A 25,072-nucleotide genomic window follows, 5' to 3' on the forward strand; every position below is an offset into this window, starting at 1 on the left:
CCGGTTGGGGAAATGTCGGCGAGCCGCCGCGTCATCGGTTGCAGGTTTGGCAAAGGTTTCAGGCTGCCTATCTGTTCTACAACTGCTCCACGCTCACGCCTTGCAGCGCGCGCTGGATATTGCGGTTCATGCGCCGCGCGGCGAAATCGTCGGTGCCTTGCGACAGGGTTTGCACGGCGGCGCGGATGTCGGCGGCTTCGGCATTGGGCATCAGCGCGGCGAGCGCGTCCATTTGGGCGCGGATTTGCGCGGTTTGCTCGGCGGTGAGCAAGTCGCCGTCCAGTTCCAGCGCGGCTTCCACCGCGTCAATCAGGCTTTGCGCTTCTACGCGGGCTTCGGCGCGGGCGCGTTCGGCGGCATCGGCGCCGGCGTGCGCCATGCCCTCGCGCAGCATTTGCGTGATGGTGGCGTCGTCCAAGCCGTAAGACGGTTTCACTTCAATTTGCGCCTGCACGCCGGTGGTTTGCTCGCGGGCGGACACGGACAGCAAGCCGTCGGCATCCACTTGAAAGGTAACGCGAATCCGCGCCGCGCCCGCGGCCATCGGCGGTATGCCGCGCAGGGTGAATTTCGCCAAGCTGCGGCAATCGGCGACCATTTCGCGCTCGCCTTGCACCACATGAATGGTCATGGCGGTTTGCCCGTCTTTAAAGGTGGTGAACTCTTGGGCGCGGGCGGTGGGCAGCGTGCTGTTGCGCGGGATGATTTTTTCCGCCAAGCCGCCGTAGGTTTCCAAGCCCAGCGACAGCGGGGTTACGTCCAGCAGCAGCCATTCGCTGTCAGTTTTGTTGCCCGCCAGCACGTTTGCCTGCATCGCCGCGCCCAGCGCGACCACTTGGTCGGGGTTCAGATTGTTGAGCGGGGTTTGCCCGAAAAAGTTGGCAACGGCTTGCTGCACATGCAGCATCCGCGTGGCGCCGCCCACCATAATCACGCCTTTTATGTCGTTTTTGCCGATGCCCGCGTCTTTCAGCGCTTGCTTCACGGGGGCGATGGTTTGGGCGACCAGATGCTGCGTGAGCGCGTGGAATTCGCTGCGGCTGACAGTGATGTTGAGCGTTTTGCCGTTGGCCAAGGCAGCCTGAATGCGGGTTTCAGGCTGCCTGCTTAATGTTTCTTTGGCGGCGCGCACCAAGCCGAGCAGCAGTTGCGCGTCGCGTTCGTCGGTAATGGAAAGCTGATTGTTTTCAACAATATGGCAAAACAGGTGGTGGTCAAAATCGTCGCCGCCCAGCGCGGAATTGCCGCCCGTGGCTTTCACTTCAAACAAGCCACGGCTCAACTGCAACACGGATACGTCAAACGTGCCGCCGCCCAAGTCATACACCACAAACGTGCCTTCCGCGCCGTTGTCCAAGCCGTAGGCAATGGCGGCGGCGGTGGGTTCGTTGAGCAGGCGCAGCACGTTCAGCCCCGCCAGCCGCGCCGCGTCTTTGGTGGCTTGGCGTTGCGCGTCGTCAAAATAGGCGGGCACGGTAATCACCGCGCCCACCAGTTCGCCGCCTAGGCTGGCTTCGGCGCGGGTTTTTAGGCTGCCTAAGATGTCGGCGGAGATGTCTATCGGCGTTTTTTTGCCGTGTTTGGTTTGCAATTCGATAATTTTGTCGTTGTCGGCGAAACGATAGGGCATGTGTGCCGCGTCGATTTCGGACAGCTTGCGCCCGATGAGGCGTTTGGCGGACGAGATGGTGTTGTGCGGGTCAATCTTTTGTGCGTCTAACGCGGCTTTGCCGATGGCTTTGCTGCCGTTGTCCAAATAGCGCACCACCGATGGCAGCGACACCGCGCCTGTTTCATCGGGCAGGCATTCGGCTGAACCGCTGCGCACGGTGGCGACGAGGCTGTTGGTTGTGCCGAGGTCTATGCCAACAGCAAGGCGATGCTGGTGCGGCGCGGCGGATTGGTTGGGTTCGGCGATTTGCAAAAGTGCCATGATGTGTTCCTTTTGAGTGTGGTGTGATGGGGCGGTATTTTAGCATTGTTGAGTGAAATTATCGGGAATGAGAACGGGCGTTTTCAGGCAGCCTGAAAACCGTTAAGATATGCGTTTCCTATGTTAAAAAAGGTTTAACACCATGAAAACTATTTTGAAAACCACCTTGGCAGGCACGGTTGCGCTGGCGTTAAGCGCGTGTGGCAACTTGCAAACTGCGCCGCAAAAGCCTGCCGATTTGTATCGCCACGGCATGCAGCGGCAGTTTAAGCAAGACACACAATACAACCTATCGGGCAAAGCCACGTTTGCACTTTATGAAACCGAGCAATCGCGCCAGATGCGCCATGAACGCATTGAGAGCGACGTGAAATGGAGCGCGGACTGGGCAGCAACGCACGATAAAAAACCATTAAGCGCGGCAGAACAAAACGAAATTCGCCAAAAATCGCAAAAAGAGCGAGCAAGAATCGACAAAATAGCTTACACGCTGTTTAACGCCGTCTCGGTTCACTACACAGGCGCGGTGGATTTGCCACGCGGCAAAATAGAATTTGTGCCCGAGTTGCACTACGAAACGCGTAACGCATTAGGCAGCCTGAAAATACCGATGCAACTAGACATCAAAGCGCAGGCGGCGTATGCGGACTTGGGCGCATTTGAGCCCAGCCTGCCGCTCGCCGATTCGGCGTTGTCTGCCGACAAGCCGATTGTGCGTTTCAGGCTGCCTAAGCAATGGCAAAACAAAATCCCCTTTGCCGACGTGTGGCACGCGCTGCCCAAAGCCGTGGACGAAAGCACCAAAACATTGGGCGATGATGCCTTTACCACCCTGCCCCTAAACGACACCGCCCGCAAAATTGGCGCGCGCCATCGCATCGCGTTGCATTCCAACAGCAAGCAAAGCGTGGAAAGCACCAAAGTGTTATTCCAAAGCCTGCAACAGCAACTACGCGAGCAAGGCAAGCCCAGCAACGCCAACATCAGCCAAGCCGATTACGACAAATTTATCGCCAGCCTAGATGCCATCAGCAGCGTGGTACAAGGCATGACTACCGCCATCGCGGATAAACAGCCACCCGTTGAATACGAGTTTTACTACGACGGCAAAGGCAGGCTGTTGGCATATTTCGCCACCATGCAAATGGAAAACCTCGGCGGCTTGATGGGACACGGCTTGCGCATCAAAATGGAAGCCTATAACCACTACACCCGCACGCCCCAATTTACCCTGCAAGCCAACGATGCCAACACGGTGGATTTTGAGCAAGCCTTTCCAAGCCTAGCCAAAGAATGGAACGCCCTGCCTGCGCTGAATGCGGATGGCAAGGGCGACAGCAGCAACGGCAAAAAATAATCGCCACCCATTTGCATATAAAAGGCAGCCTGAAAACGTATTCCCCCGTTTTCAGGCTGCCTTTATATCGTTCCCAAACCCCTACGCGCTTTCCAACGCCTTTTGCTCCGCCTTATACGCCGCTTGCATTTCACGCTCGCGCTTGGTGGCTTGGCGCAGCATAAAATAATTCACCACAATCACCAGCGTGCCCACCACCGCGATAAAGATGGTGGCCAACACGTTCATTTTCGGGTCCAGCCCCAAGCGGATTTTGGAGAAAATCACCTGCGGCAGCGTGGACGAACCCGGCCCCGACAAGAACGAGGTAATCACCACGTCATCCAGCGACAGCGTAATGCCCAGCAAGAAGCCCGACGCAATGGCAGGCGCAATCAGCGGCAAGGTAATCACAAAAAAGATTTTCATCGGGCGCGCGCCCAAATCCATCGCCGCTTCTTCTAGCGATTGGTCCAGCTCCGCCAAGCGCGAGCGGATGACCACGGTAATATACGCCATGCACAGCGTGGTGTGCCCCAAGAAAATGGTGAAAAAGCCGCGGTCCAGCCACGTTACATCGCTGTGCAGCCAGCCTTGCAGCATGGTTTGCACTTGGATAATCAGCAGCAGCATGGATAAGCCCGTAATCACATCGGGCATCACCATCGGCGCAGAAATCAAGCCGGCAAACAAAGTGCTGCCGCGAAAGCGTTTAATCCGCGCCATCGCGTAGCCCGCCATCGTGCCGAGCGTTACCGCCGCAAACGAAGCGCAAACGGCGATTTTCAACGACAGCCAAGCCGCGCTCAAAATTTGCTGGTCTTGCAGCAGGCGGCCATACCATTTGGTGGAGAAGCCGCCCCACACGGTTACCAGTTTGGAATCGTTAAACGAATAAATCACCAAGATAAACAAGGGAATATACAAAAACAGCAAGCCCGCAACCAGCGCCAGCTTCAAAAAAGGAGAAATTTTGTTATTCATCATTTGCTTCCTTTTGCGTTTTCACGGTTGGTGAAATATTGTTCCAGCGCAATCGGCACCACCAACACCAACACCATCACCACCGCAATCGCAGCGGCAAGCGGCCAGTTGGCTTGGTCGGAGAACGCCTGCCACAACACTTTACCAATCATCAGGTTGTCAGGGCCGCCCACCAGTTCGGGAATCACATATTCGCCCATAGACGGGATGAAGACCAGCATGGAACCTGCGATGATGCCCGATTTGGACAGCGGCAGCGTTACCGTGAAAAAGGCTTTGACAGGATGCGCGCCCAAATCGGCGGCGGCTTCCAGCAAGCGGTTATCCAGTTTTACCAGCTGGGTGTAAAGCGGCAGAATCATAAACGGCAAATAGGCGTAAACCATCACCAAAATCAGCGAGAAGCTGTTGTAAAACAATTCCAATGGCTCGCTGATGATGCCCCATTTGAGCAGATAGGTGTTGATGATGCCGTTGGTGCTGAGCAGCCCCATCCATGCGTACACGCGCAGCAGGAACGATGTCCAAAAGGGCAGCATAATCAGCAGCAGCAAGGTATTGCGAATGGATGGATTGGCGCGCGAAATGGCATACGCCATCGGATAGCCAATCAGCAGGCAAATCAGCGTGGTTAAAAGCGCGGTTTTAATCGACAGCCAATAAGTCAGCACATAAATGTTGCCGCCGGAATCGCCGGAGAGGGGGTTGATGATGTCCAGCAAGGAGGGCCAAAAATCCACGAAAATTTCTTGGTAGTTTTTGGTGAAAACTTGCAGCGCGCCTTTTTCGTCAAATAAGGGCGTGAACGGGGGGATGGTGTAGGTTTGGTCGGCGAAGCTGATTTTGAACACGATGGCAAAGGTGAGCAAAACCAAGATAAACAGCCAGGTGAACGGTACGCCGATGACAAAGCGCGCCCCCGGGCGCATACGCCGTTTGATGTTTACGGAAGACATTTTCAGGCTGCCTTTTTAACGGGTTAATGGGGTGGGCTGGTTTTCGGGCCAATCCAGATACACTTCGTCGCCCCATGTGGGCGGTTCAATGCCGCGCACATACCAATACGGCGCGGGCACTTGGCTTTTGATGATGCGGCCGTTTTCCATTTGCACATGGTAAATGGCGAAGCTGCCCAAATAGGCGATTTCTTTTACCTTGCCGCGCGCCCAGTTGTGCGTGTCGCGGTGGGCGGGTTTTTCTTTGTGCAGGTCAATGTCTTCGGGGCGGATGGAAATCCAGATGGTTTGCCCGTTTTCGGCTTCAAATTTTTGGTCGGTATACACTTTGGCGGGCAATTCGGGGCAGTCGATGAGCGCGTGGGCTTCGTCTTTATGCACCAGCTTGCCTTCAAAGATGTTGGTTTCGCCGATGAATTCGGCGGTGAAGCGGCTGTTGGGGTAGTCGTACACGTCGGCGGGCGTGCCCACTTGTTGCAACTCGCCGTGCGACATAATGGCCACGCGGCTTGCCATGGTCATGGCTTCTTCTTGGTCGTGCGTTACCATGATGCAGGTTACGCCCACTTTTTCCAGCGTATTCACCAGCTCAAACTGGGTTTGCTGGCGCAGTTTTTTGTCCAGCGCGCCCAAGGGTTCGTCCAGCAGCAGGAGTTTGGGGCGTTTGGCGAGGCTGCGGGCAAGGGCAACGCGCTGCTGCTGCCCGCCTGACAGTTGATGCGGCTTGCGCTTGGCGTATTGCGGCATTTGCACCAGGCGCAGCATTTCGTCCACGCGCGCCTGCACTTCTTCTTTGGGCAGTTTGTCTTGTTTTAAGCCGAAGGCGATGTTTTGCTCTACGGTCATGTGGGGGAACAGGGCGTAGCTTTGGAACATCATGTTGATGGGGCGGTCGTAGGGGGCGAGTTTGGTGATGTCTTGCCCGTCTAGAATAATTTGCCCTTCGGACGGGGTTTCCATGCCGGCGAGCATGCGCAACAGGGTGGATTTGCCGCTGCCTGAGCTGCCAAGCAGGGCGAAAATTTCGTGTTTGTTGATGTCAAGATTCAGATAATTTACAGCGATGTTGTCGCCAAATTTTTTTACCAAGCCTTTGATTTGTAGATAGGGTTGGGTGCTGGTCATGAGCAATACTCCGTTTGATAAGAGAAACAGGCTGTTTGATTGCTTTGGACAGGCTTTGGGGCTGTTTAGCGGCGTTCGGGCAGCAGAAGACTTTAAATACGGGGAGGGATTTTTTGAAAAAACGCGCGATTGTAGTGGAGTGGGGCGCGGGGGGCAAGGGAAAATGTGGGGTTGTTTGTGTAAAGTGAAGCGATGGGTTTTCAGGCTGCCTCAATAGGCGGATGGGCAAAGATTGAGGCAGCCTGAAAAGCGGGTTTCAGGCTGCCTTGATGTGTGTATTGTGGTTATTTTGTTTTGCGTTTGGGTGTGGTTTTTTCGGGATTGGGTTCGGCAGCTTGGGCTTCGCTGGTTTCAGCTGGGCTAACTTGGGGCGCAAGTTGCGCTTCCAGTTGCGCTAAACGGGCTTCCAGCTCGGTGAGCTTCACGCGGGTTTTGATGAGGATTTGTTGTTGGATGTCGTATTCTTCGCGCGTTACCAAATCCATTTTGTTGAACGCGCTGCCGAGCATGGCTTTGGCGTTTTTTTCAAAATCTTTGGCGGGGCTGTTGGCAAGGGTTTCGCTGATTTTGCTGGCGGCTTCTTCAAAAAGTTGTTTGGCAATCATGGGATGCTTTCGTGGTTGAGTGGATGGGAGAGGGGATTTTAATGGTTTTCAGGCTGCCTGTGAAATAAGAACCTGTATTCACTCTTTGCATAGGCATCTTTTATGTCCTAAAAACGCGGCTACCGCGTTAAAAATGCTCGCAAGGTGTCCAACCTTGCTGCGCTTTTTGCCTTGTATCCGCGCTTTTATGTCATCAAATCTGCCTATGCAAAGAGTGAATACAGGTTCTAAGGCAGCCTGAAAATGGTTATTTTGTATAGCATTCAATCAAATGCTGGCATAACACGGGCACGCCTGCGGCGGCGGTTTGGCGGATGATTTCCACCTGCGCCGATTGGGTATTTTGCGGGTGCGGGTCTAGCACGATGATGCGGGCATCGGGGCGGGCGTAGTAGGCAAGGGTGTTGGCGGGATAGACTTGCAGCGAGGTGCCGATAATCAGGAACACGTCGGCTTGGCGCACGATGGCGGCGGCTTCGTCCAGCAGCGGCACGCTTTCGCCGAACCACACGATATGCGGGCGCATGGGGTTGCCGTGCGGGTCTTTATCTTGCAGCGTTTGGTCTTGGGTGCAGGGGACGATGTAATCGGGGTCGGCGCTGCTGCGGGCTTGGTTGAGCTGCCCGTGCAGATGCAGCACGTTGTGGCTGCCTGCGCGTTCGTGCAGGTCGTCCACGTTTTGTGTGATGATGTGAACGGGGAAATGCTGTTGCAACTGGGCAAGGGCAATGTGGGCGGCGTTGGGCTGCGCGGCGGCGGCTTGGGCGCGGCGTTGGTTATAAAAATCCAGCACCAGCTGCGGATTGCGCTCCCACGCTTCGAGCGTGCATACGTCTTCAATGCGGTGGTTTGCCCATAAGCCGTTGCTGTCGCGGAAGGTGGCAAGCCCGCTTTCTGCGCTGATGCCTGCGCCTGTTAGGATGGCGATGGTGGGTTTCTTCATCATTGTGCTCATTCGTTTGGTTACGGCGTTTCAGGCTGCCTTGATGGCGCAAAACTGCCCTACTCTATTCGCTAAATAGGGTTTCAGGCAGCCTGAAAGCATTAAACCCCTTGCTCCATCAAGCAAGGGGTTGAATCTTAGCACGCCCAGGGGGAATCGAACCCCCGTTACCGCCGTGAAAGGGCGATGTCCTAACCGCTAGACGATGGGCGCGGATAGCATTTTTGGCGCACCCGGAGCGATTCGAACGCCCGACCCTCTGGTTCGTAGCCAGATACTCTATCCAACTGAGCTACGGGTGCAGCAAAAACGCGGATTGTAGGCAGTTCGGGTGGCTTCGTCAAGCTGCTTCGCCCGTTTTTTTTGCAAAAACCGTATAATCGCGGCTCTTTTGTATTATGAGCACCCCCATGCCTTACGCCGCTTTGTCCCCTTTGGCGGAATTTTTCCGCACGCTGCCTATTCCCGTTGTGATTCTGGATTTAGAAACCACGGGCGGGCATTTTTATGCCGACCGCATCACCGAGCTGGCGTTTTTGCATTTTTGGCAGGGCAAAATCACGGCGGTGCAGCAGTTGGTTCAGCCCAATATGCCGATTAGCGGTTTTGTGCGCGATTTAACCGGCATTTCGGATGAGATGTTGCAAGGGCAGCCCACCTTTGCCCAATTTGCGCCGCAGGTGTTGCCGCTGCTGCGCGGCAGTTTGCTCATCGCGCACAACAGCCGCTTTGACTACACCTTTTTGCGCCACGAATGCCGCCGCAACGGGTTTGCCTTTGCCACGGCGGGGCTGTGCAGCGTGCAGTTGTCGCGCAAGCTGTATCCCGAATTTTTTAAGCATAATTTGGACAGCATAATTGAGCGGCATGGTTTGGCGGTGGCGAGCCGCCATCGGGCAATGAGCGATGTGTTGGCGGTGGCGGAATATTTGCAACTGGCGTTGCGCGAGAAGGGCGCGCCGCTGCTGGGGCAGCTGATGCGGCAGTTGGCGAACCCGCCGATGTTGCCCGCCAACCTGCCTGCGGGCGTTTTTCAGGCTGCCTCTGCGTTGCCCGATGAGCATGGCGTGTCGGTTTGGCGCAATGCGGCGGATGATGTGGTGGCGGTGCACACGCACGTTCAGGCGTATCGGGAAGTGGCGGCGATGCTGCGGCGCGGCGGGGGCGCGGTGGCGCAGGCGGCGCGCTTGGAATTTGTGCCCACGCTGGGCGCGTTGCACAGCGCGGCGGTAAAAGGTAGCGTGTTTTATCGCAACCAGCTTGCGTCAACGGATGGGATTGTGCGCCACACGATTAAGGCGGAGCAGGTTTCAGGCTGCCTGAAAACGCGGGTGCGCCCGTTGAAAGCGGGCTTTTTGACCGAGCCGCCGCATGGTTTGTTTGCCAACCCCAAAGCGGCGAAACGCGCGCTGGCGGCATGGGCGAAGAAGTTCGGGCTGTGCCCCGCTCTGTTGGGCATTTTGCCCGACGAGTTGCCCAAGGGCGCGCCGTGTCCCGTTTCGCTGCTGGGCAAGTGTTCGGCGGCGTGCGAAACGGGCGATTTGAACGCGCATAATCGGGCGGTGGCGGCGGCGTTGCCGTTCTTGCCGCTGACGGATTGGGGGCGCACGCCGCGCGTGAAGGTGGCGGAGCGGGACGAGCTTTCGGGGCGGGAGGCGGCGTGGCTGTGCGACAGCGGCGCGGTGTGGCTGCCCGAGCCTGATAATGTGTGGTTTTGCGATAAGGAAGTGCTGGCGGTGATGAAGGGGAAATTTAAGGCGCAGAAGGGCGGCGGCGAGATTCAGGCAGCCTGAAACCGTGTAGTGTAAAGTTGCTTGCGGATTGGGGCGATTGCCTGCAATATGCGCGGCAGCGTTGCCGCGTTGGCATCGTGTAAACATAAGGAGTCATACGATGAAATCCGATTTTGAAGCACAAAAACAAGCCTTGTTGGGCGAAATCCGCACCGTGTTGGACGAGGTGGAAAACTTGTATCAAGCGGGCGCAGAGCGCAGCGCGGAAGAAACGCAGGAGTTGAAAAACCGTTTGCAGGCGCACTTGGGCGTGGCGCAAAGCAAATTGCAAAAATTGGAAACCCGCGCAGTGGAGCAAGTGAAACACCAAGCGCAACGCGCGGATGAATACATCAACGAAAAACCGTATTACGCCATGGGCTTTGCCGCGTTGGCGGGTTTGGTGGTGGGCGTGCTGCTCAACCGCAAATAAGCGATGTGTTTTCAGGCTGCCTTGCTGCGATAAGGCAGCCTGAATTTATGGTGGATAAACTAAAACGGGCAAGACAAGCGGCGCGGCAATCGTTTTAGTTCATCCACTATGGTGAAACAACATTAAGTAAAACAACATTAAAGGCAGCCTGAAAATGGGTATCAGACAAGATTTGGCAACGTTGAAAACCTTGGCTTCGCAGGGCGGCGAATTGCTGTTGCTGCGGCTGCGCGTGCTGCAAATGGATGCCAACGAGCAACTGCGCGGCGTGTTGGTGATTGCCACGCTGATTGTGCTGGCGGTGGTGGTGCTGGTGGTGATGCTGGTGGCGTTGCTGCTGGGGCTGAATGTGGTGCTCACGGCGCAGGCGAAGATTTGGCTGTTTTTTAGCGTGGCGGCGGCGGGCGTGCCGGCGATGTGGCTGTTGCTGCGGCGCATTCCGCGCATTTGGCAGCGCGACACGGCGCAGGTGCAGCAAACGCTTGCCGCGTTGCAACAAGATTTGGCGGCGTTTTCAGGCAGCCTGAAAACCGCCGGCTTCCGTCAAAAACCGCAAACAGGAGAAGCGCGCGATGCTGAGTAAACAAGAACAACGGGAATTGCTGCTGCTGCAATGCGATTTGGCGCGGGTGAAACTGCGCTGCACGCAACAGCAGGCGGCGCAGCGCAAGCAGGCGGCGCAAGCCAAATCGGGCGTGGTTTGGCAGCTGGCGGATGCGGCGGGCGAAGCGGTGCGGCATGCGGATGGCTTGAAGCTGGCGATGCTGCCCGCCAAATGGAAACACCGTGCGGCGGTGTTGCTGGGGCTGATGGCGTTGGAATGGGCGGAACGCCGGGCAAAGCACGATAAATAGCGGAGGGATGGGTTTTCAGGCTGCCGAATGGTTATGAGGCAGCCTGAAAACCATCTATCCCCAGCGTACTGTTAATCGGAAGGCATTTAGCCGAGACAGAAGGCAATGAAAGATAAGAGCTAAAACCGAACGGCGACGCAGGAAAAATTTGGGCAAGCGTTCATTCATACGTTCATTCATAACTTGGAGAATAATCATGATTGATGAGAACTTTACAGAATTTTTAGATGATGAGCTTGGGCGGATTATGCCGGAACAGCAAGCCAAATATAGAAAATTATTTAAGGAATTTGGATTTGATGATAGAAATCAATATTTCATTGATTTTTGGGTAACTTATAGCGATGAAATTTATGGGAAAATAGGATATTTAATTGATTTGGCGATGGATTTAGAATATTTTGACAGCAGTCAAACCGCAATTTTAAGAAAATGCCTGCAATTACCAAATAACTTTATCTCGTTATTAAACAACGAATTGGATGATTATCTTTTATATAATAAAGATACGGATGAGGTCTTTTTTATTGAATCGCCTGAAATTGAAAAATTTATTAAAGATGGCAAGCATTACGCGAAACAGTGGGAAAGTTTTGAAACGTTCATTAAAGACTATCTAAATTATCAGTAAAAGCCAGCGTAAACCCGCATGGCGTAGGGCGTGCTGCCCCCGCAATGCATACGGATTCAGAACTTCAAAGGCAGCCTGAAAATGAAAACCCAAGCCGTCTGAATACGGCATAAGCAGGCGCAGGTTGGGTTGCCAACCCCACACAAAGCAGCCTGAAATCATTGTTTCCCGCTTTCAGGCTGCCCTCCAAGAAAGCAAAAAATGCCATCTTCCGCCGCCCAAGATTTCGCCGCTTACCAACTCTGCCGCAACCAAACCGCCGCGCAGTTAGCCGACCTTATCCGTGCGCCCGATGCGAACAAAGCCACGCGCCTTGCCGCCGTGCGCGCTTTGCAGCAGTTTGACTACGCCGCCATCCGACCCGTTGTCGCCGATTTGCTGGCAAGCCCGCGCGCCAGCCATCGCGCCGCCGCTGCCGCTGCGTTGGGGCAAATGCAAACCGCGCTGAATGCAAACGAGCGGGATGAAATCGCCGCCACGCTGATTGCGCTGTTGCGGCATGATGCCCGCGCCAGCGTGCGCGCCGATTGCGTGGCGTCGGTGGGGCATTTGTTTCGGCGCGGCACGTTTGCGCGGACGGAGTTTGCTCGCTGCGGATTCGCGCAAGCCCTGCGTCCGCTTTGACACTCGCCGCACCCAACGATTGCCAACGCGCTGGCGTTTGCCGCCGCCTATATTCCGCTGAACAGCGTGGTTCAACGGTTTTTGCTGGCCGCTTGGCAAGCGCGGATAACACGACGGCATCGTGGGCGTTGTTTGCCATAGCGGAGCAGAATTGGCGGTGCGGTAAAATCAACCGGCTGCTGCGGCAACGTATGGCGGGGCTTCATCCGCAGTCGGCGTTTTATGAGGAAATTTTGGCTTATTTGAACGATGATAAGGCAGCCTGAAAACAGCGTTTTCCCGTTTTCAGGCTGCCTTACGATTGGCGGTTTCAGCAAAATGCGGAACGCATGGCGAATTTATGTTCCCGCGCAACCCGTTTGTCGGTAACGCCTCTATCTAAACCGCAGTTCTTTTGTGCAGCGGTTTTCAGGCTGCCTCAAACCTTCAACACCAGTTTGCGGTAAACCCACTCGCCCGCAAACAGCACGCCTATCAGAATATACGACACAATGCCCGTGTAAACCGCCCACCAGTCATACCGTTGCAGCCATGCCAACGCGGCGGCGGTTGCGCCGTTGAACACAAAAAAACCGCACCAAATCTGCGTTACCCGCCGTGTGTGGCGCACGCCTTCGGGCGGCAGGTCGGGGTGTTGCAGGCGGGCGAGGCGTTCGATAACGGTTTGTCTGGCAAACAGGCTGCCGCCGAACACGGCAAGCATCAGCAGGTTTACCGCCACGGGATACCAATACATGGAATCGGGCAGCCTGAAAACCAAAACGGCGGCGAAAAAGGCGGATAACAGCAAGGCCACTGCGCGTTGCGCTGCCGTTTGCGGCATGGCGGCGCGTATCAGCCACAGGGCGCACATCAGCGCGGCGAGCCAGAAAAACGCGCCGTTTCCGCGCCCGTAATACCACAAAAGCGGATAGGCGAGGCTGGCGAGGGTGAGCAGGATTTTGGCAAGGGGCATGATGGTTTGCGCGGGTAGGTTATTTCCGTGTGTACGGAAATCCTGTTTGATGGGATTTGTGCTTCGGCATCAGTAAAGATGATGAAAATCCAGCCAAGATTTCCGCCTGTGCGGGAAGGGTGGAAATTGAAAGGTTCGGCAGCCTGAAAACGGTTTTTCATGTTTTCAGGCTGCCTTTGTATTGGTTGGCAACGTTTTGCGGTTTTCAAACGACCTTCCCCAAACGGGAAAATACCGGCTGAAATGCTTACTGCGCCTGTGCGCCGCTGTCGGCAGCCTGAACTTTCAACACCGCCTGCACCACATCGTCCACCGTGCGCACGTTGCGGAAATCTTCGGCCTTGAGTTTGCGGCCTGTTTCGCGTTTGATGCGGTCAATCAAATCAATCGCGTCGATGCTGTCGATTTCCAAGTCTTCGTAGAGGTTGGTGTCGGGTTTGATGCGTTCGGGTTCGATTTCAAACAGGTTTTCCAGCGTGTCGGCGAGCAGGGCGCGGATTTCGGCTTCGCTCAGGATTTTGTGTTCGCTCATCGCCGCTCCTTATCCCTGTGCCTGACGGCTTCTGACAAATTCGGACAGCGTTTTGACGTTGGCAAAGTTGTCGCGCAGGTTGTCGTTTTCGCCGTCGAGCTGGAAGCCGAAGGTTTTTTGTACCGCCAAACCCAGTTCCAGCGCGTCAACCGAATCCAGCCCCAAGCCTTCGTCGCCGAACAGCGGCTCTTCGCTGCCGATGTCGGCGGGGGTGATGTCTTCCAGCGCAAGGCTGTCGATGATGAGTTGTTTGATTTGGTGTTCTAAGTCGTTCATGTGGTTTTCCTTGTGAAATAGTCTTGCAGGTATTCGTTGAGCCGCCGCGCGGCGATGGGCAGCGGTTTTTCGGCGAGCCAGTCTTCGGGGCGGATGTCGTCCTCCACCGTGATTTCGTAATGGATTTTGCGCGGCGGAATTTTGTACCACGGCTGCCCTTTTTTGAAGTTGGGCGGGTTCATTTTGATGACCACGGGCGTAATCACTTTGGCACTGCGCAAGCCGATGGATACCGCGCCACGGTGCATTTTGACCTGCCCGTCCCAACCCGTGCGCGTGCCTTCGGGGAAAATCAGCAGGCTCTGCCCGCTTTGGAACACGGCTTCGATTTCTTCCAGCATTTCCATGCTTTCGTCGTTGGGAATATAGCCGGCGGCGCGGATTTGGCTGCTCATGCTGGGGTTGCGCACCAAGTCTTTTTTCACCAGCACGTTTGGGTCGGGCGCGTGGCTCACCAGCAGCACCACATCCAATAAAGACGGATGGTTGGCGAGGATAAGCTGCCCGCCGCGCCCGAGTTTTTCCGCGCCGCGGAAGGTTACGGACAATACGCCCGACCATTGCAGGTAGCCGACAAAAAACCGCCACACGCGCCCAATCATGCGGCGGGCGGCAAGCTGGCGCGGCACATCGCCCCGGGTGGATTTGAGCGTGTAGGGCAAGAGGGCGATTTTGAACAGCACGCCTGCCACGCCGAACAGGATGAAACCCAGCATGGTGGCGAAAAAGCGGCGCAGTCTGTCTAAGCGTTTCATGCGCGTTTGTTCCAAATCCAGCGGCGGTTTTCGTATTGGCGCGTGTGTTTCAGGCTGCCTGAAAGTAGAAAGCGAATCCAATCCAGTGCGCCGAAGTAGCTTTCAGGCTGCCTTGCGCTGTCGTCCGTTTCTAATGCCAAGCTGAAAGCGTCGCCGCGTTCGATGACCATCGCCAGCGCGTAGGCAAACGGCGCGCGTTCCGCCTCGACGAGATATTCGGTTTTCAAAGGGTCGTCCGCCACCACCAGTAGCACGCGCTCGATGCCGTCTGAAAACAGCGACACGGCTTCCGCCAACGCGCTTTCCAAACCGTCCGCACCCGTTGCCAGCGCAGTGTTTTCCTGCATTTCGCCGCGCTGGATTGCCCATTGCCCCGCCAGCGCGTTGTGTACCGACAAGCCGAACGATGTGGGCGATACGGTGTGGGTTTTCAGCAGCTCGGGCCACAATTCAAAGCTGCGGTTAATCTCGCCGTCGTGCGAGGCGTAAACCATCGGGCAGCCTGAAAACCGCTCCGCCAAATCCCAAGCCGCTTCGCACACCAGCCGCGCCGCCGCGCCCAAACGCCGCCGCTGCATGGCGGGCAGAAACGCCAGCGCGGGCTTATGTTCCGGCAGAGTTTGCGCGTTCAAACGACCTGCTGCCCACTCGCGCCATTGTTCTGGCGTGGCAAGGCGGTTGGAAACGGCGTGCCACGCGGCGATATTGAATGAGAAAGTGCAGGCGGTGGGCATGGCGGAGTTGCTCTGTCGGCAGTGAAGTTGCCAAGTTGGTCATGCCGCCATTTTAACCTATATTAACAAATTTAAGAACCTGTGAATTCACGGTCAATGGCGCGGAGTGCGCAGGCAAATTGCCTGAATACCGTTGCTGCGCCTAAGCAGGCGCGCCCAAAGCCCCGCTATCCATATATAATTCTGCTTTCCCTGTTTTTTTCAGACGACTTTTGCCGATTTATGAACCGACTGACCTGCCCCATTGAAAACCCCGCCTTCCTGCTGCCGCACAGCGGACACATGGTTTTAATCGACCGCGTAATCGAACACTGCGCCGATTTTGTGCGCGTAGAAGCCCATATCGGCGAGAAACACATCCTGCTGCAAAACGGCGTGCTGCCGACCACCATGGGCATGGAAATCATGGCGCAGGCGATTGGCGCGTTTGCAGGCATACAGGCATTGGGCGCGGGCGAAGAAGTGAAGCTCGGTTTTTTGCTGGGTACGCGCAAACTCAACCTGTTTGCCGACCATATCCCGGTCGGCACAACACTCGCCGCCACCGCGCACCTTTCCACGCAAGACCCAAGCGGCATGGGCGTGTTTGACTGCGAACTGCATTGGATTGATGCGCCTGACGATGTGCGCGGCATGCTGCCGCAAGACGGGCTGCTGGCGCAGGCGGCGTTGAATGTTTACAGCCCGAAAGACGGGAAGGTGGTTTGATGATGGTTTTCAGGCTGCCTGATGTGTAGAAAACCCTAGCATTGTTTATACAACAGGTTGAAAAAGAATGTTTGCCACGACTCAAAGCGCGTATCCTTTCAGGCTGCCATAAGACCTTACCGCATCGTAGCGATGCACAAAGCAATATGGCTCCTTCTTCTGGTGTTTTGGGTTGAAACCTTTACAAAACGCCAACGGCAGCCTGAAAACGCCCCCACCCGTTTTCAGGCTGCCTAACTGTTGCGCTTCCCCATCAATCCGCCGCCGCCACCGCTTAATCAGCAGCCTGAAAACGCAATCAATGCTAAAATTTGCCCATCCAAAAATCGCCAAAAAATGGAATGAAATCATGGCCAAACAATACGATGTCGTCATCATCGGCGCAGGCCCCGCAGGCTCGGTTGCCGCCCTGCTGCTCAGGCAGCAAGGATTCAGCGTGTGCGTGATAGAAAAGCAACATTTCCCGCGCTACGTGGTCGGCGAAAGCCTGCTGCCGCTTGGCATGGACGTGCTGGAAGAAGCAGGCGTGTTGCACATCATAGAAAACGAACCCTTCCAGCTTAAAAACGGCATCGCGTTCACTTATCAAAACCACTACACTGCCTTTGATTTCCGCCACAAACACGGCAAAGGCAAAAACTTCGCCCTGCAAGTGGATCGCGCCCGTTTTGACCAAATCCTAATCCACCAAGCCCAACAACACGGCGCAGACGTACACTTCGGCGAAACCGTTATCAGCATGGACAACAGCGCCGCCCCCGTGCAACTCAAAATCCAACAAAACAGCGGCATCCAATACGACCTGCACGCCCGTTTCGTATTGGATGCCAGCGGCTACTTCCGCGCCGTGCCCCGCCTGCTCGGCTGGGAAATCACCCAAGGCATCACCCAACACAACGTCTATCACACCCAAATCAACGACCGCATCACCCACCCCAAATTTGACCGCAACAAAAACCTTATCGCCGTGCACCCCGAATACCGCGATATTTGGATGTGGTTGATTCCATTAGACAACCAACGCAGCTCCGTAGGGCTGGTGGGGCAAGCTAAATATTTCAAACAAGCCGAAGACCAAGCAGGCAGATTGCTGGGCGCATCCGAACTGCTGAAAAAATACTTCAGCGAAGTCCCCCTGTTTCAAAAAATCATGCCGCACGCCAACTGGGACAACGGCTTCCCGTTCTACTACATCCCCTCCTACTCCGCAGGTGTAAAAGCCAACCACGGCAACGGCTTTGCCATCCTCGGCAACGCCGCAGGCTTTTTAGACCCCGTGTTCTCATCAGGCATCAGCAGCGCCATGTATTCCGCCAAACTCGCCGTAGAAGTGCTCACACGCCAGCTCAATGGCGAAAAAGTAGATTGGCAAAGCGAATACGCCAGTCGCCAAGGCTACGGCGCGCAAGTGTTCAAAACCAGCATAGACAACTGGTACAACGGCTCGCTGCAAGACTGGGTGTTCAACCCCTCGCACAGCCGCGAATCGCGCGAAATGCTCTGCGCCGTGCTCGCCGGCTACGCTTGGGACAGCAGCAACCCCTATGTGCGCGATGCGCAGCTTGCCTAGCCTTGCGGATAAGCCAAAGGCAGCCTGAAAATCAAAATGGAGCGGCGACGGCTCGTCGCCAAATGGCGTATTTAAGATTCTGCGTAGGTTCCAACCAATACCCAAAAGGCAGCCTGAAACGAATATTTCCCGTTTCAGGCTGCCTTTTAACATTCTTTATTCTTTGCCAGTGCAGGCGTTTCGCCGCCTACCACGAGCAGGGGCAAGCCCCTGCACCCCACCGCAGCCCACCCATCCGCTGTTCCATTAAGCCATCCTAAAAGGCCGCCTGAAAAAAAACCGCGTGGCGTTCAACCATGCGGTTTTTTACTGAATCGCACGAGTAGGGTGTGTGCCGCAGGCACGCACGCGGGCTCAGGTTAAGATTTTGTCAACCGCGTGCGTGGCAAAGCCACACACCCTACATCAATTTAATCAAACATTTCGTTACAATAAAAAGGCAGCCTTGCCCCTTTGTCCAAATCTTTGATTTGGTAACAAAGGGGTATGCCGCAGCGTAACGCGCTAGGCAGAAAATACCACTCTATCCATTTTCAGGCTGCCTCATCTCCCTCCACTCAATGCGCCTGATGCGACGTGCCATACACAATCTTATCCGTCCACGCCATCGCAATCGCCGACAGCAAAAACGCCAAATGCAGCAGCAGTTGCCACATCATCTGCTGTTCAGGCAGCCGCCCCGCGTTGATAAACGTTTGCAGCAAATGAATCGACGAAATGCTGATAATCGCCATCGACAGCTTCACTTTCAACACCGACGCATTCACATGGTTGAGCCATTCGGGCTGGTCGGGGTGGTTGTCCACATTCAAGCGCGACACAAAAGTCTCGTAGCCGCCAATCAGCACCATCACCAGCAAATTGGCAATCATCACCACATCAATCAGATTCAGCACCGCCAGCATCACGGTGGATTCGTCCATGGTGTTTAGATGGGTGATTAAGCCCCAAAGCAGCTTAACGAATTTGTAGGAATAAATCGCCTGCACCACAATCAAGCCCAGATAAATGGGCAGTTGCAGCCAGCGGCTCGCAAAAATCAGCGCGGCAAGAACATTGCGGCGGGTAGGTTGTGTAGAAATGGGTGTCGTAATTTTTCTGTTTTTAAAATAGAGAGTTAATCAAACTCAGGCTGCATCCAAAACACAGGCAGCCTGAAAACGATTTTCAGGCTGCCTCATAGGTTAATGGCAAAGAAAACGTTATTTGCTCATTTTCAATTTTTGCCACAACGCAGTGGTTTGTTTTTTCGCCTCATCCGACATTTGCGGCATCACAAAGCCGTCTGCCATATCTTGCGCCGTTGGGAAAATGGAGCGGGTTTCCACCAGTTTTTTGTCCATTTTCTCGCGCGCGGGCAGGCTGGCGGGCGCAAAGGTTACCGCAGCGCCGTTTTTAGCCGCCACTTCGGGGTCAAGCGTGTAGTTGATGTATTTATGCGCGTTGGCAACGTTTTTCGCATCTTTGGGAATCACCCAAGATTCCACCCAGAAACCCATGCCTTTGGGGGTGAGCACTTCGATGCCCACATTATTTTTCACTTCTTCGCTGCGCGCTTTGGCAAGGTTCAAGTCGCCGCCGTTACCTGCCACCAAGCAGATGTCGCCGCGCGCCAATTCGTCGATATACGATGCGCTGAACCGTTTCACATCGGGGCGAATGGCTTGCAACACGGCGGCTGCGGCTTCAATGTCGGCGGGGTTGCTGCCTTTGGGGTCTTTACCAAGATAGTTCAACACGATGGGGAACATTTCGCTGGGCGTGTCCCACAGCGCGATGCCGCAAGATTTGAGCTTGTGCGTGTATTCGGGTTTAAACATCAAATCCCATGCGTTGTCGGGCAGTTTGCCGCCGAGCAATTCTTTGCCTTTGGCGGTAATCGCCAAGGTGTTCACGCCCGAGAAATAAGGCACGGCGTATTCGTTGCCAGGGTCGGCTTGTTCCAGCAATTTCAGCAGGGCGGGGTCGATGTTTTTGTAGTTGGGGATAAGCGATTTGTCGATTTTCTGATAAGCACCCGCTTTGATTTGACGGGGCAAAAATGCGATGCCGGGCACGCCCAAATCGTAGCCTGATTTGCCGGTGAGCATTTTGGCTTCTAGGGTTTCGTTGTTTTCGTATAGGTCGTAGGTTAAATCGAGGTTGTTGGCTTTTTTGAAGTCTTCAACGGTGGATTCGTCCACATAGTTTGACCAGTTGTAGATATTGAGCGCGTTGGTAGCGGGCGCGCTGGCTGTTGGGGCTGCGCCTGATGCGTTGGTGTTTTGCGCTGGGGCGTTGTTGTTTTCGCCGCCGCAGGCAGCCAAGGCTAGCAATAGCACGGTGCTTAACAGTGTTTTCTTCATTATCTTATCTTCTCGTTAAAAGTGGTTAAAAAAGGAAGTGGCATTGTAAAGGCATTGTTCTTAAAATTCAATCGGTTTTGATGCGGATACGGGATTTTCAGGCTGCCTGTGTAGTTGTGTAATATTGTCTAACGCGGTAAACTTGCCAGCTTAATTGAATAAAACAATCAAAACCATGAAATCAGCCTTTGATTTGAAATCTGCCCGCTTGGAAGCCTTAACGCTGCGTTTGTTTACGGCGGATTTGGCGGAGATTGCCGCGCTGCTGGACGAAAAAGCGGCGCAATATGCCCAGTTTGCCCATATGCCGTTTGTTTTGGATGCCACGCATTTGAAACGGGCGGATGAGCTGGATTGGGCGGCGTTGGTGGCTTTGTTTGCGGCGCGCGATTGGCGCGTGGTGGCGTTGAAGCATGCCAAGAAAGATTGGTCGGCGCTGGCGAAAACGGCGGGTTTGCTGTGGTTGGACGATGGCAAAAAAGCCAATAGGCAGCCTGAAAACAAGGCGGATGACACGGCTGCGGCAGATGCCGGGCAGCCTGAAAACGCCCGTGCCGCGCAAGCCGGCGAAACCGCAAACGAATCCACTGCGGCAACCGCCAAAGCAGACGGCACCGCCGCGCAGCCTGAAACGCAGGTTGCCGCGCGCAAAACGGTGGTGGTTACTTCGCCCGTGCGCACGGGGCAGCAGGTTTACGCCGAGCAGGCGGATTTGGTGGTGCTGGGCATGGTGAGCGAGGGCGCGGAGATTATCGCCGATGGCAATATCCATGTGTACGCGCCGATGCGTGGGCGGGCGTTGGCAGGCGAATCAGGCGACAAGAGCGCGCGGATTTTCTTGCAATCCATGCAGGCGGAATTGGTTTCCATTGCGGGCATTTACCGCGTGTTTGAACAGGATTTGCCGCCGTCTTTGCACAAAAAGGCGGTGCAGATTGAATTGCAGGAAGATGAGCGTTTGGCGATTTTGGCGATTAACGCCAATTAGCATCGCATTATTCGTTAGAGGTAGCCTGAAAACTAGGTTGAGCAAGCGGTTTGGGCAATATGGTTTTCAGGCTGCCTCTGGTTAAACGAAAAACTGATTTTCAGGCTGCCTCAAAGCCATTGTTTTCAGGCTGCCTATCCTTTTCCCATCACTATCTAATCTGAAAGAGAGTATTCAAAGTGGCAAAAATTATTGTGGTTACATCAGGCAAAGGCGGCGTGGGCAAAACCACCACGTCCGCCAGCATCGCAACGGGTTTAGCGTTGCAAGGACACAAAACCTGCGTGATTGACTTTGACGTGGGCCTGCGCAATCTGGATTTGATTATGGGCTGCGAGCGGCGCGTGGTGTATGACTTGGTGAACGTGATTCAAGGCGAGGCCACCGCCATCCAAGCCCTGATTAAAGACAAGCATTGCGAAAACCTGTTTATTCTGCCCGCTTCGCAAACCCGCGATAAAGACGCGCTCACCAAAGAAGGCGTGGGCAAAGTATTGAAAGAATTGGTGACCAATTTGAACTTTGAATTTGTGGTGTGCGATTCGCCCGCGGGCATTGAAACGGGCGCGCTGATGGCGCTGTATTTTGCCGATGAAGCAATCATCACCACCAACCCCGAAGTTTCTTCCGTGCGCGACTCCGACCGCATTTTGGGCATTTTGCAAAGCAAATCGCGCAAAGCTGAGCGCGGCGAAACGGTGAAAGAGCATCTGCTGATTACGCGCTATTCGCCCGAGCGCGTGGCAAAAGGCGAGATGCTGTCGGTGCAAGACATTCAGGATATTTTGCGCATTCCGTTGATTGGCGTGATTCCCGAATCGCAAAACGTGTTGCAAGCGTCTAACGCGGGCGAGCCTGTTATTCACCAAAACGATGCGGTTGCGGCGCAGGCGTATCAGGATGTGGTGGCGCGCTTGCTGGGCGAAAACCGCGAAATCCGTTTCTTGGAAGCCGAGAAAAAAGGCTTTTTCAAGAAATTGTTTGGGGGGTAAGCCATGTCGTTGATTGACCGTTTGTTTGGCAGAAAGCCGCAAAGCGCATCGCTGGCGCGCGACCGTTTGCAAATCATCATCACGCAGGAGCGCGCCAACCGCGAAACCGCCAGAACGCCCGATTATTTGCCCACGCTGCAAAAAGAGCTGCTGGAAGTGTTGTCTAAATATGTGAAGATTGAATTGGACGACATCAACATCACGCGCGAGGAGCAAGACGGCGTGGAAATGTTGGCGTTAAACATCACGCTGCCCGAAACCAAACCCAACGGGCAAGGGCAGCCTGAAAAACAAGAGGATAAGGCATGACTTTAACCGAGTTGCGCTACATCGTTGCCGTGGCGCAGGAAAAGCATTTCGGGCGCGCCGCGCAACGCTGCCACGTGAGCCAGCCCACGCTTTCCATCGCCATCAAAAAGCTGGAAGAAGAGCTGGGCTTGTCGCTGTTTGACCGCAGCAGCAACGAAGTGATGACCACCAATTCGGGCGCGCGCATTGTGGCGCAGGCGCGGCGCGTGCTGGACGAGGCGGAGGTGATTCGCTATTTGGCAAACGAAGAACAAAGCCAGCTGGAAGGCAATTTTAAGCTGGGCTTGATTTTTACCGTTGCGCCGTATTTGCTGCCCAAGCTGATTTTATCCATGCGCCAAGTTGCGCCGAAAATGCCGTTGATGCTGGAAGAGAACTACACCGCCGCGCTCACCGAAATGCTCAAACGCGCCGATGTGGATGCGATTGTGGTGGCGGAGCCTTACGCGGAAACGGGCGTGGAAACGATACCGCTGTATGACGAGCCGTTTTTTGTGATTGTGCCCAAGGGGCATCGCTTTGAAGAGCTGGATGCGGTTTCCACCAAAGACATCGCCGAAGAAAATGTGTTGCTGCTCACCGAAGGCAACTGCATGCGCGACCAAGTGTTAGGTTCGTGCAGCGAATTGGCGGCAAAACAGCGCGTGGCGGGGTTGGCAAACACGCTGCAAGGCAGCTCGCTGAACACGATTCGCCACATGGTTGCTAGCGGCTTGGGCATCAGCGTGTTGCCGTCCACCGCGCTCACGGACAACGACCATTTGCTGTTTTCCATTGTGCCGTTTGAAGCGCCCGCGCCCAGCCGCCGCATTGTGCTGGCGTATCGCCGCAATTTTGTGCGCCCGCAGGCTTTGGCGGCGATTGCGCAGGCGGTTAAGCTGGCGCAGTTGGCGGGGGTTACTTTTGTGGATTGATGGGCTGAAACCTTTGCCAAACCATAGAGGCAGCCTGAAAACTAAAAATGCCGTCATTCCCGCGCAGGCGGGAATCTTGCTTGATATTTAGAAATTATCGTAAAAACAAACTGTTGTTTAAGCTTAATCAAGATTCCCGCCTGTGCGGGAATGACGGAAAGTTTACTCTCTTATTGCATTTTAGATTTCGCAAAGGTTTCGGACTGTGGATTGATGGTAACGGTTTGATGTCTACAAACAGAAAGAGGCAGCCTGAAAATGGTTTTGACACGTTTTCAGGCTGCCTTTGCGTTGCGCAAATGGATTAAATCGCCGCTTTCAGTTCGCGCACCAATGCGCCCACGGCTTGCGCTTCGTTGCCTTGATGCGTTTCCACTTCTTTCACAATGCGGCTGCCCACAATCACAGCATCGGCAACGGCGGCGATTTTGGCGGCACTTTCGGCATCGCTGATGCCGAAACCCACGCCAATCGGCAGCTTGATGTGCTGGCGCAGCACGGCGATTTTAGCGGCGACTTCATCGGTGTTGAGCTGTGCCGAGCCGGTTACGCCTTTGAGCGAAACGTAGTAAACAAAGCCGCTGGCGTGTCGGGCGATGGCTTGCATCCGCGCTTCGCTGGTGGTGGGGGCAACGAGGAAAATGTTGTCAATATTGCGCTGCGCGAGGGCGGCTTGCAGCGGGGCGATGGTTTCAATGGGGTCGTCCACCGTGAGCACGCCGTCCACGCCTGCTTCGGCGGCGGCTTGGGCAAAGGCTTCGTAGCCCATTTTGTGCACGGGGTTGAGGTAGCCCATCAACACAATGGGCGTGTGCGCGTTGCTTTGGCGAAATTGTTTGACAACTGCCAGCACATCGCGCAGGGAAACGTGTTGCGCGAGGGCGCGTTCTACGGCGCGTTGGATGGTGGGGCCGTCTGCCATTGGGTCGGAAAAGGGGATGCCGAGTTCTATGATGTCTGCGCCGTTTTCTGCCATGCTGTGCATCATGGCAAGGGTGGCGGCGAGATTGGGGTCGCCTGCGGTGATGTAGGCAATCAGGGCTTTTTGCTTGCCCAGTTGGGCGAAGGTGGAGGCGATGCGGCTCATGGTGGGGCTTTCTGCGAATGGGAAAAGGCGGATTATAGCAGCCTGAAAAGGGGTAACGCGCGCGGACGGGCTTTCAGGCTGCCTGTGCGGCGGCGGGGTGTTATGATGCGCGCTTTGCAATGAACGACAATGGATGGTGCGATGACAAAACAGAATAAATGGCTGGCTTTGGGCGTGTTGCTGCTGGTGTTGGCGGCGGCAAAGTTGGCGATGCTGGGCTGGTGGCAGAATCGGCAGCCTGAAAACGGGGCGGCGGCGGTGCAATGCGATGTGTTGGCGGCGGGGTGCCCGTTTTTGCAGGGGGCGACGCTGCGGCTGCGCGGTTTAACCAGCACCAAATCGGCGTTTACCATAGAAGCGGTGGGCGTGCCCAGCGGCGTGCAATCGCTGTCGGCTTCGTTTCGCATGGATGGGATGGAGATGGGGTTTAACCGTTTTGATTTGGCGAAACAGGCGGATGGAAGCTGGCGGGCAGAGCGGGTGTATTTGCCGCTGTGCACGGCGGGTCGGCATGATTGGGTGGTGGTGTGGCAGGCGGACGGGGTGGCGTTTCAGGCTGCTTTTAGGACAGAGTAGGGGGGAGGCAGCCTGAAACTTTTGGAAAATCTGCAACCGATGGAGTGTCGGCGGCTCACCGACATTTTGCCAGCCAACAAAGCTATGGTGATTTACTATTTGGCGACGAGCCGTCGCCGTTCCATTTTGGTTTTC

28 protein-coding genes and 2 tRNA genes are annotated in these 25,072 nt (G+C 55.2%); 14 read left to right on the forward strand and 16 right to left on the reverse strand.

Features of this window, described 5'->3' with window-relative positions; translation table 11 throughout:
* Positions 1–76 precede the first annotated feature (76 nt).
* Positions 77–1,933, reverse strand: coding sequence for a Fe-S protein assembly chaperone HscA (hscA, locus tag H3L93_RS00805; protein ID WP_003798091.1), 1,857 nt, complete (start codon positions 1,931–1,933; stop codon positions 77–79).
* Positions 1,934–2,075: 142 nt separating this feature from the next.
* Between hscA and H3L93_RS00810 the strand changes: the two genes are divergently transcribed.
* The gene (locus H3L93_RS00810; RefSeq protein WP_003798090.1) at positions 2,076–3,290 is read left to right on the forward strand and encodes a hypothetical protein; all 1,215 of its coding nucleotides are present in this window, start codon (positions 2,076–2,078) and stop codon (positions 3,288–3,290) included.
* 81 nt (positions 3,291–3,371) lie between these two features.
* Here H3L93_RS00810 and H3L93_RS00815 read toward each other — a convergent pair whose 3' ends face one another.
* The 7 genes from H3L93_RS00815 to H3L93_RS00845 form a co-directional block, all read right to left on the reverse strand.
* The gene (locus H3L93_RS00815) at positions 3,372–4,256 is read right to left on the reverse strand and encodes an ABC transporter permease subunit (RefSeq protein ID WP_003798087.1); all 885 of its coding nucleotides are present in this window, start codon (positions 4,254–4,256) and stop codon (positions 3,372–3,374) included.
* Entirely contained in the window at positions 4,253–5,209 is a 957-nt protein-coding gene (locus H3L93_RS00820; RefSeq protein WP_040559038.1) for an ABC transporter permease subunit, read from the reverse strand. Before H3L93_RS00820 ends, H3L93_RS00815 begins: the two co-directional genes overlap by 4 nt.
* A 15-nt stretch (positions 5,210–5,224) precedes the next feature.
* Positions 5,225–6,334, reverse strand: coding sequence for an ABC transporter ATP-binding protein (locus tag H3L93_RS00825; protein WP_003798082.1), 1,110 nt, complete (start codon positions 6,332–6,334; stop codon positions 5,225–5,227).
* A gap of 284 nt (positions 6,335–6,618) precedes the next feature.
* Positions 6,619–6,939, reverse strand: a complete 321-nt coding sequence (locus H3L93_RS00830) for an accessory factor UbiK family protein (protein WP_003798080.1) — start codon at positions 6,937–6,939, stop codon at positions 6,619–6,621.
* A gap of 247 nt (positions 6,940–7,186) precedes the next feature.
* On the reverse strand, positions 7,187–7,882 hold the full coding sequence (locus H3L93_RS00835; protein ID WP_040559114.1) for a Sir2 family NAD-dependent protein deacetylase: 696 nt from the start codon (positions 7,880–7,882) through the stop codon (positions 7,187–7,189).
* A gap of 141 nt (positions 7,883–8,023) precedes the next feature.
* A tRNA-Glu gene (locus H3L93_RS00840) sits at positions 8,024–8,095 on the reverse strand.
* A 12-nt stretch (positions 8,096–8,107) separates the two neighbouring features.
* A tRNA-Arg gene (locus H3L93_RS00845) sits at positions 8,108–8,184 on the reverse strand.
* A 108-nt stretch (positions 8,185–8,292) separates the two neighbouring features.
* On the opposite strand from H3L93_RS00845, the gene H3L93_RS00850 reads away from it, so the two are divergent.
* From H3L93_RS00850 to H3L93_RS00875, 6 genes are all read left to right on the forward strand, one after another.
* Complete coding sequence (locus tag H3L93_RS00850; protein WP_040559112.1) at positions 8,293–9,675, forward strand: 3'-5' exonuclease; 1,383 nt, start codon at positions 8,293–8,295, stop codon at positions 9,673–9,675.
* 100 nt (positions 9,676–9,775) lie between these two features.
* Positions 9,776–10,087, forward strand: a complete 312-nt coding sequence (locus H3L93_RS00855; RefSeq protein WP_003798070.1) for an ElaB/YgaM/YqjD family protein — start codon at positions 9,776–9,778, stop codon at positions 10,085–10,087.
* Between the two features lie 154 nt (positions 10,088–10,241).
* Positions 10,242–10,670 carry a phage holin family protein gene (locus H3L93_RS00860; protein WP_003798067.1) on the forward strand — a complete coding sequence of 143 codons (429 nt, stop codon included), beginning with the start codon at positions 10,242–10,244 and terminating at the stop codon, positions 10,668–10,670.
* On the forward strand, positions 10,660–10,941 hold the full coding sequence (locus tag H3L93_RS00865) for a hypothetical protein (RefSeq protein WP_003798066.1): 282 nt from the start codon (positions 10,660–10,662) through the stop codon (positions 10,939–10,941). Before H3L93_RS00860 ends, H3L93_RS00865 begins: the two co-directional genes overlap by 11 nt.
* 196 nt (positions 10,942–11,137) lie before the next feature.
* Positions 11,138–11,572 (forward strand): hypothetical protein, encoded by a 435-nt coding sequence (locus tag H3L93_RS00870; protein WP_003798064.1) that lies wholly within the window; start codon positions 11,138–11,140, stop codon positions 11,570–11,572.
* Between the two features lie 201 nt (positions 11,573–11,773).
* Positions 11,774–12,196 carry a HEAT repeat domain-containing protein gene (locus tag H3L93_RS00875; RefSeq protein WP_003798060.1) on the forward strand — a complete coding sequence of 141 codons (423 nt, stop codon included), beginning with the start codon at positions 11,774–11,776 and terminating at the stop codon, positions 12,194–12,196.
* Between the two features lie 418 nt (positions 12,197–12,614).
* Here the strand turns inward: H3L93_RS00875 and H3L93_RS00880 are convergent, their stop codons facing one another.
* The 5 genes from H3L93_RS00880 to H3L93_RS00900 form a co-directional block, all read right to left on the reverse strand.
* Complete coding sequence (locus H3L93_RS00880; protein ID WP_003798052.1) at positions 12,615–13,151, reverse strand: COG4648 family protein; 537 nt, start codon at positions 13,149–13,151, stop codon at positions 12,615–12,617.
* Between the two features lie 247 nt (positions 13,152–13,398).
* The gene (locus tag H3L93_RS00885) at positions 13,399–13,665 is read right to left on the reverse strand and encodes an acyl carrier protein (protein ID WP_155803229.1); all 267 of its coding nucleotides are present in this window, start codon (positions 13,663–13,665) and stop codon (positions 13,399–13,401) included.
* A 27-nt stretch (positions 13,666–13,692) separates the two neighbouring features.
* A complete protein-coding gene (locus H3L93_RS00890; protein ID WP_003798047.1) occupies positions 13,693–13,959 on the reverse strand; it encodes a phosphopantetheine-binding protein in 267 nt (88 codons plus the stop codon).
* Positions 13,956–14,714, reverse strand: coding sequence for a lysophospholipid acyltransferase family protein (locus tag H3L93_RS00895; RefSeq protein WP_003798046.1), 759 nt, complete (start codon positions 14,712–14,714; stop codon positions 13,956–13,958). The genes H3L93_RS00890 and H3L93_RS00895 overlap by 4 nt, the downstream gene beginning before the upstream one ends.
* On the reverse strand, positions 14,711–15,448 hold the full coding sequence (locus H3L93_RS00900; protein WP_003798045.1) for a beta-ketoacyl synthase chain length factor: 738 nt from the start codon (positions 15,446–15,448) through the stop codon (positions 14,711–14,713). The genes H3L93_RS00895 and H3L93_RS00900 overlap by 4 nt, the downstream gene beginning before the upstream one ends.
* Positions 15,449–15,670: 222 nt before the next feature.
* Here H3L93_RS00900 and H3L93_RS00905 point away from each other — a divergent pair, with 222 nt between their 5' ends.
* On the forward strand, positions 15,671–16,156 hold the full coding sequence (locus H3L93_RS00905; protein ID WP_182077695.1) for a hotdog family protein: 486 nt from the start codon (positions 15,671–15,673) through the stop codon (positions 16,154–16,156).
* Between the two features lie 172 nt (positions 16,157–16,328).
* Positions 16,329–17,726, forward strand: coding sequence for an NAD(P)/FAD-dependent oxidoreductase (locus tag H3L93_RS00910; protein ID WP_246313987.1), 1,398 nt, complete (start codon positions 16,329–16,331; stop codon positions 17,724–17,726).
* A 557-nt stretch (positions 17,727–18,283) separates the two neighbouring features.
* Here the strand turns inward: H3L93_RS00910 and H3L93_RS00915 are convergent.
* Positions 18,284–18,820 (reverse strand): TIGR00645 family protein, encoded by a 537-nt coding sequence (locus H3L93_RS00915; RefSeq protein ID WP_040559036.1) that lies wholly within the window; start codon positions 18,818–18,820, stop codon positions 18,284–18,286.
* Between the two features lie 108 nt (positions 18,821–18,928).
* Entirely contained in the window at positions 18,929–20,071 is a 1,143-nt protein-coding gene (locus H3L93_RS00920; protein ID WP_003798030.1) for an extracellular solute-binding protein, read from the reverse strand.
* Between the two features lie 175 nt (positions 20,072–20,246).
* Between H3L93_RS00920 and minC the strand changes: the two genes are divergently transcribed.
* The 4 genes from minC to H3L93_RS00940 all read left to right on the forward strand — a co-directional run bounded on the left by minC (position 20,247) and on the right by H3L93_RS00940 (position 23,274).
* Entirely contained in the window at positions 20,247–21,059 is an 813-nt protein-coding gene (gene minC, locus H3L93_RS00925) for a septum site-determining protein MinC (protein WP_003798028.1), read from the forward strand.
* Between the two features lie 179 nt (positions 21,060–21,238).
* Complete coding sequence (gene minD / locus H3L93_RS00930) at positions 21,239–22,051, forward strand: septum site-determining protein MinD (RefSeq protein ID WP_003798027.1); 813 nt, start codon at positions 21,239–21,241, stop codon at positions 22,049–22,051.
* Positions 22,052–22,054: 3 nt separating this feature from the next.
* Positions 22,055–22,360 carry a cell division topological specificity factor MinE gene (gene minE, locus H3L93_RS00935; RefSeq protein ID WP_003798025.1) on the forward strand — a complete coding sequence of 102 codons (306 nt, stop codon included), beginning with the start codon at positions 22,055–22,057 and terminating at the stop codon, positions 22,358–22,360.
* Entirely contained in the window at positions 22,357–23,274 is a 918-nt protein-coding gene (locus tag H3L93_RS00940) for a hydrogen peroxide-inducible genes activator (protein WP_003798023.1), read from the forward strand. Before minE ends, H3L93_RS00940 begins: the two co-directional genes overlap by 4 nt.
* Before the next feature lie 304 nt (positions 23,275–23,578).
* On the opposite strand, the gene trpA is transcribed toward H3L93_RS00940, so the two are convergent.
* Positions 23,579–24,361, reverse strand: a complete 783-nt coding sequence (trpA, locus tag H3L93_RS00945; protein ID WP_003798019.1) for a tryptophan synthase subunit alpha — start codon at positions 24,359–24,361, stop codon at positions 23,579–23,581.
* Between the two features lie 141 nt (positions 24,362–24,502).
* Here trpA and H3L93_RS00950 point away from each other — a divergent pair, with 141 nt between their 5' ends.
* Positions 24,503–24,937, forward strand: a complete 435-nt coding sequence (locus tag H3L93_RS00950; RefSeq protein WP_040559033.1) for a hypothetical protein — start codon at positions 24,503–24,505, stop codon at positions 24,935–24,937.
* Positions 24,938–25,072 lie beyond the last annotated feature (135 nt).

Origin of the sequence: Kingella oralis, assembly GCF_014054985.1 — a bacterium.
Lineage (GTDB): Bacteria > Pseudomonadota > Gammaproteobacteria > Burkholderiales > Neisseriaceae > Kingella_B > Kingella_B oralis.

Excerpts from the sequence above, each read along its gene's own strand:
- hscA (WP_003798091.1), bottom strand. The coding sequence starts at position 1,933 with ATGGCACTTTTGCAAATCGCCGAACCCAACCAATCCGCCGCGCCGCAC.
- H3L93_RS00810 (WP_003798090.1), top strand. The coding sequence starts at position 2,076 with ATGAAAACTATTTTGAAAACCACCTTGGCAGGCACGGTTGCGCTGGCG.
- H3L93_RS00815 (WP_003798087.1), bottom strand. The coding sequence starts at position 4,256 with ATGATGAATAACAAAATTTCTCCTTTTTTGAAGCTGGCGCTGGTTGCG.
- H3L93_RS00820 (WP_040559038.1), bottom strand. The coding sequence starts at position 5,209 with ATGTCTTCCGTAAACATCAAACGGCGTATGCGCCCGGGGGCGCGCTTT.
- H3L93_RS00825 (WP_003798082.1), bottom strand. The coding sequence starts at position 6,334 with ATGACCAGCACCCAACCCTATCTACAAATCAAAGGCTTGGTAAAAAAA.
- H3L93_RS00830 (WP_003798080.1), bottom strand. The coding sequence starts at position 6,939 with ATGATTGCCAAACAACTTTTTGAAGAAGCCGCCAGCAAAATCAGCGAA.
- H3L93_RS00835 (WP_040559114.1), bottom strand. The coding sequence starts at position 7,882 with ATGAAGAAACCCACCATCGCCATCCTAACAGGCGCAGGCATCAGCGCA.
- H3L93_RS00850 (WP_040559112.1), top strand. The coding sequence starts at position 8,293 with ATGCCTTACGCCGCTTTGTCCCCTTTGGCGGAATTTTTCCGCACGCTG.
- H3L93_RS00855 (WP_003798070.1), top strand. The coding sequence starts at position 9,776 with ATGAAATCCGATTTTGAAGCACAAAAACAAGCCTTGTTGGGCGAAATC.
- H3L93_RS00860 (WP_003798067.1), top strand. The coding sequence starts at position 10,242 with ATGGGTATCAGACAAGATTTGGCAACGTTGAAAACCTTGGCTTCGCAG.
- H3L93_RS00865 (WP_003798066.1), top strand. The coding sequence starts at position 10,660 with ATGCTGAGTAAACAAGAACAACGGGAATTGCTGCTGCTGCAATGCGAT.
- H3L93_RS00870 (WP_003798064.1), top strand. The coding sequence starts at position 11,138 with ATGATTGATGAGAACTTTACAGAATTTTTAGATGATGAGCTTGGGCGG.
- H3L93_RS00875 (WP_003798060.1), top strand. The coding sequence starts at position 11,774 with ATGCCATCTTCCGCCGCCCAAGATTTCGCCGCTTACCAACTCTGCCGC.
- H3L93_RS00880 (WP_003798052.1), bottom strand. The coding sequence starts at position 13,151 with ATGCCCCTTGCCAAAATCCTGCTCACCCTCGCCAGCCTCGCCTATCCG.
- H3L93_RS00890 (WP_003798047.1), bottom strand. The coding sequence starts at position 13,959 with ATGAACGACTTAGAACACCAAATCAAACAACTCATCATCGACAGCCTT.
- H3L93_RS00895 (WP_003798046.1), bottom strand. The coding sequence starts at position 14,714 with ATGAAACGCTTAGACAGACTGCGCCGCTTTTTCGCCACCATGCTGGGT.
- H3L93_RS00900 (WP_003798045.1), bottom strand. The coding sequence starts at position 15,448 with ATGCCCACCGCCTGCACTTTCTCATTCAATATCGCCGCGTGGCACGCC.
- H3L93_RS00905 (WP_182077695.1), top strand. The coding sequence starts at position 15,671 with ATGAACCGACTGACCTGCCCCATTGAAAACCCCGCCTTCCTGCTGCCG.
- H3L93_RS00920 (WP_003798030.1), bottom strand. The coding sequence starts at position 20,071 with ATGAAGAAAACACTGTTAAGCACCGTGCTATTGCTAGCCTTGGCTGCC.
- minC (WP_003798028.1), top strand. The coding sequence starts at position 20,247 with ATGAAATCAGCCTTTGATTTGAAATCTGCCCGCTTGGAAGCCTTAACG.
- minE (WP_003798025.1), top strand. The coding sequence starts at position 22,055 with ATGTCGTTGATTGACCGTTTGTTTGGCAGAAAGCCGCAAAGCGCATCG.
- H3L93_RS00940 (WP_003798023.1), top strand. The coding sequence starts at position 22,357 with ATGACTTTAACCGAGTTGCGCTACATCGTTGCCGTGGCGCAGGAAAAG.
- trpA (WP_003798019.1), bottom strand. The coding sequence starts at position 24,361 with ATGAGCCGCATCGCCTCCACCTTCGCCCAACTGGGCAAGCAAAAAGCC.
- H3L93_RS00950 (WP_040559033.1), top strand. The coding sequence starts at position 24,503 with ATGACAAAACAGAATAAATGGCTGGCTTTGGGCGTGTTGCTGCTGGTG.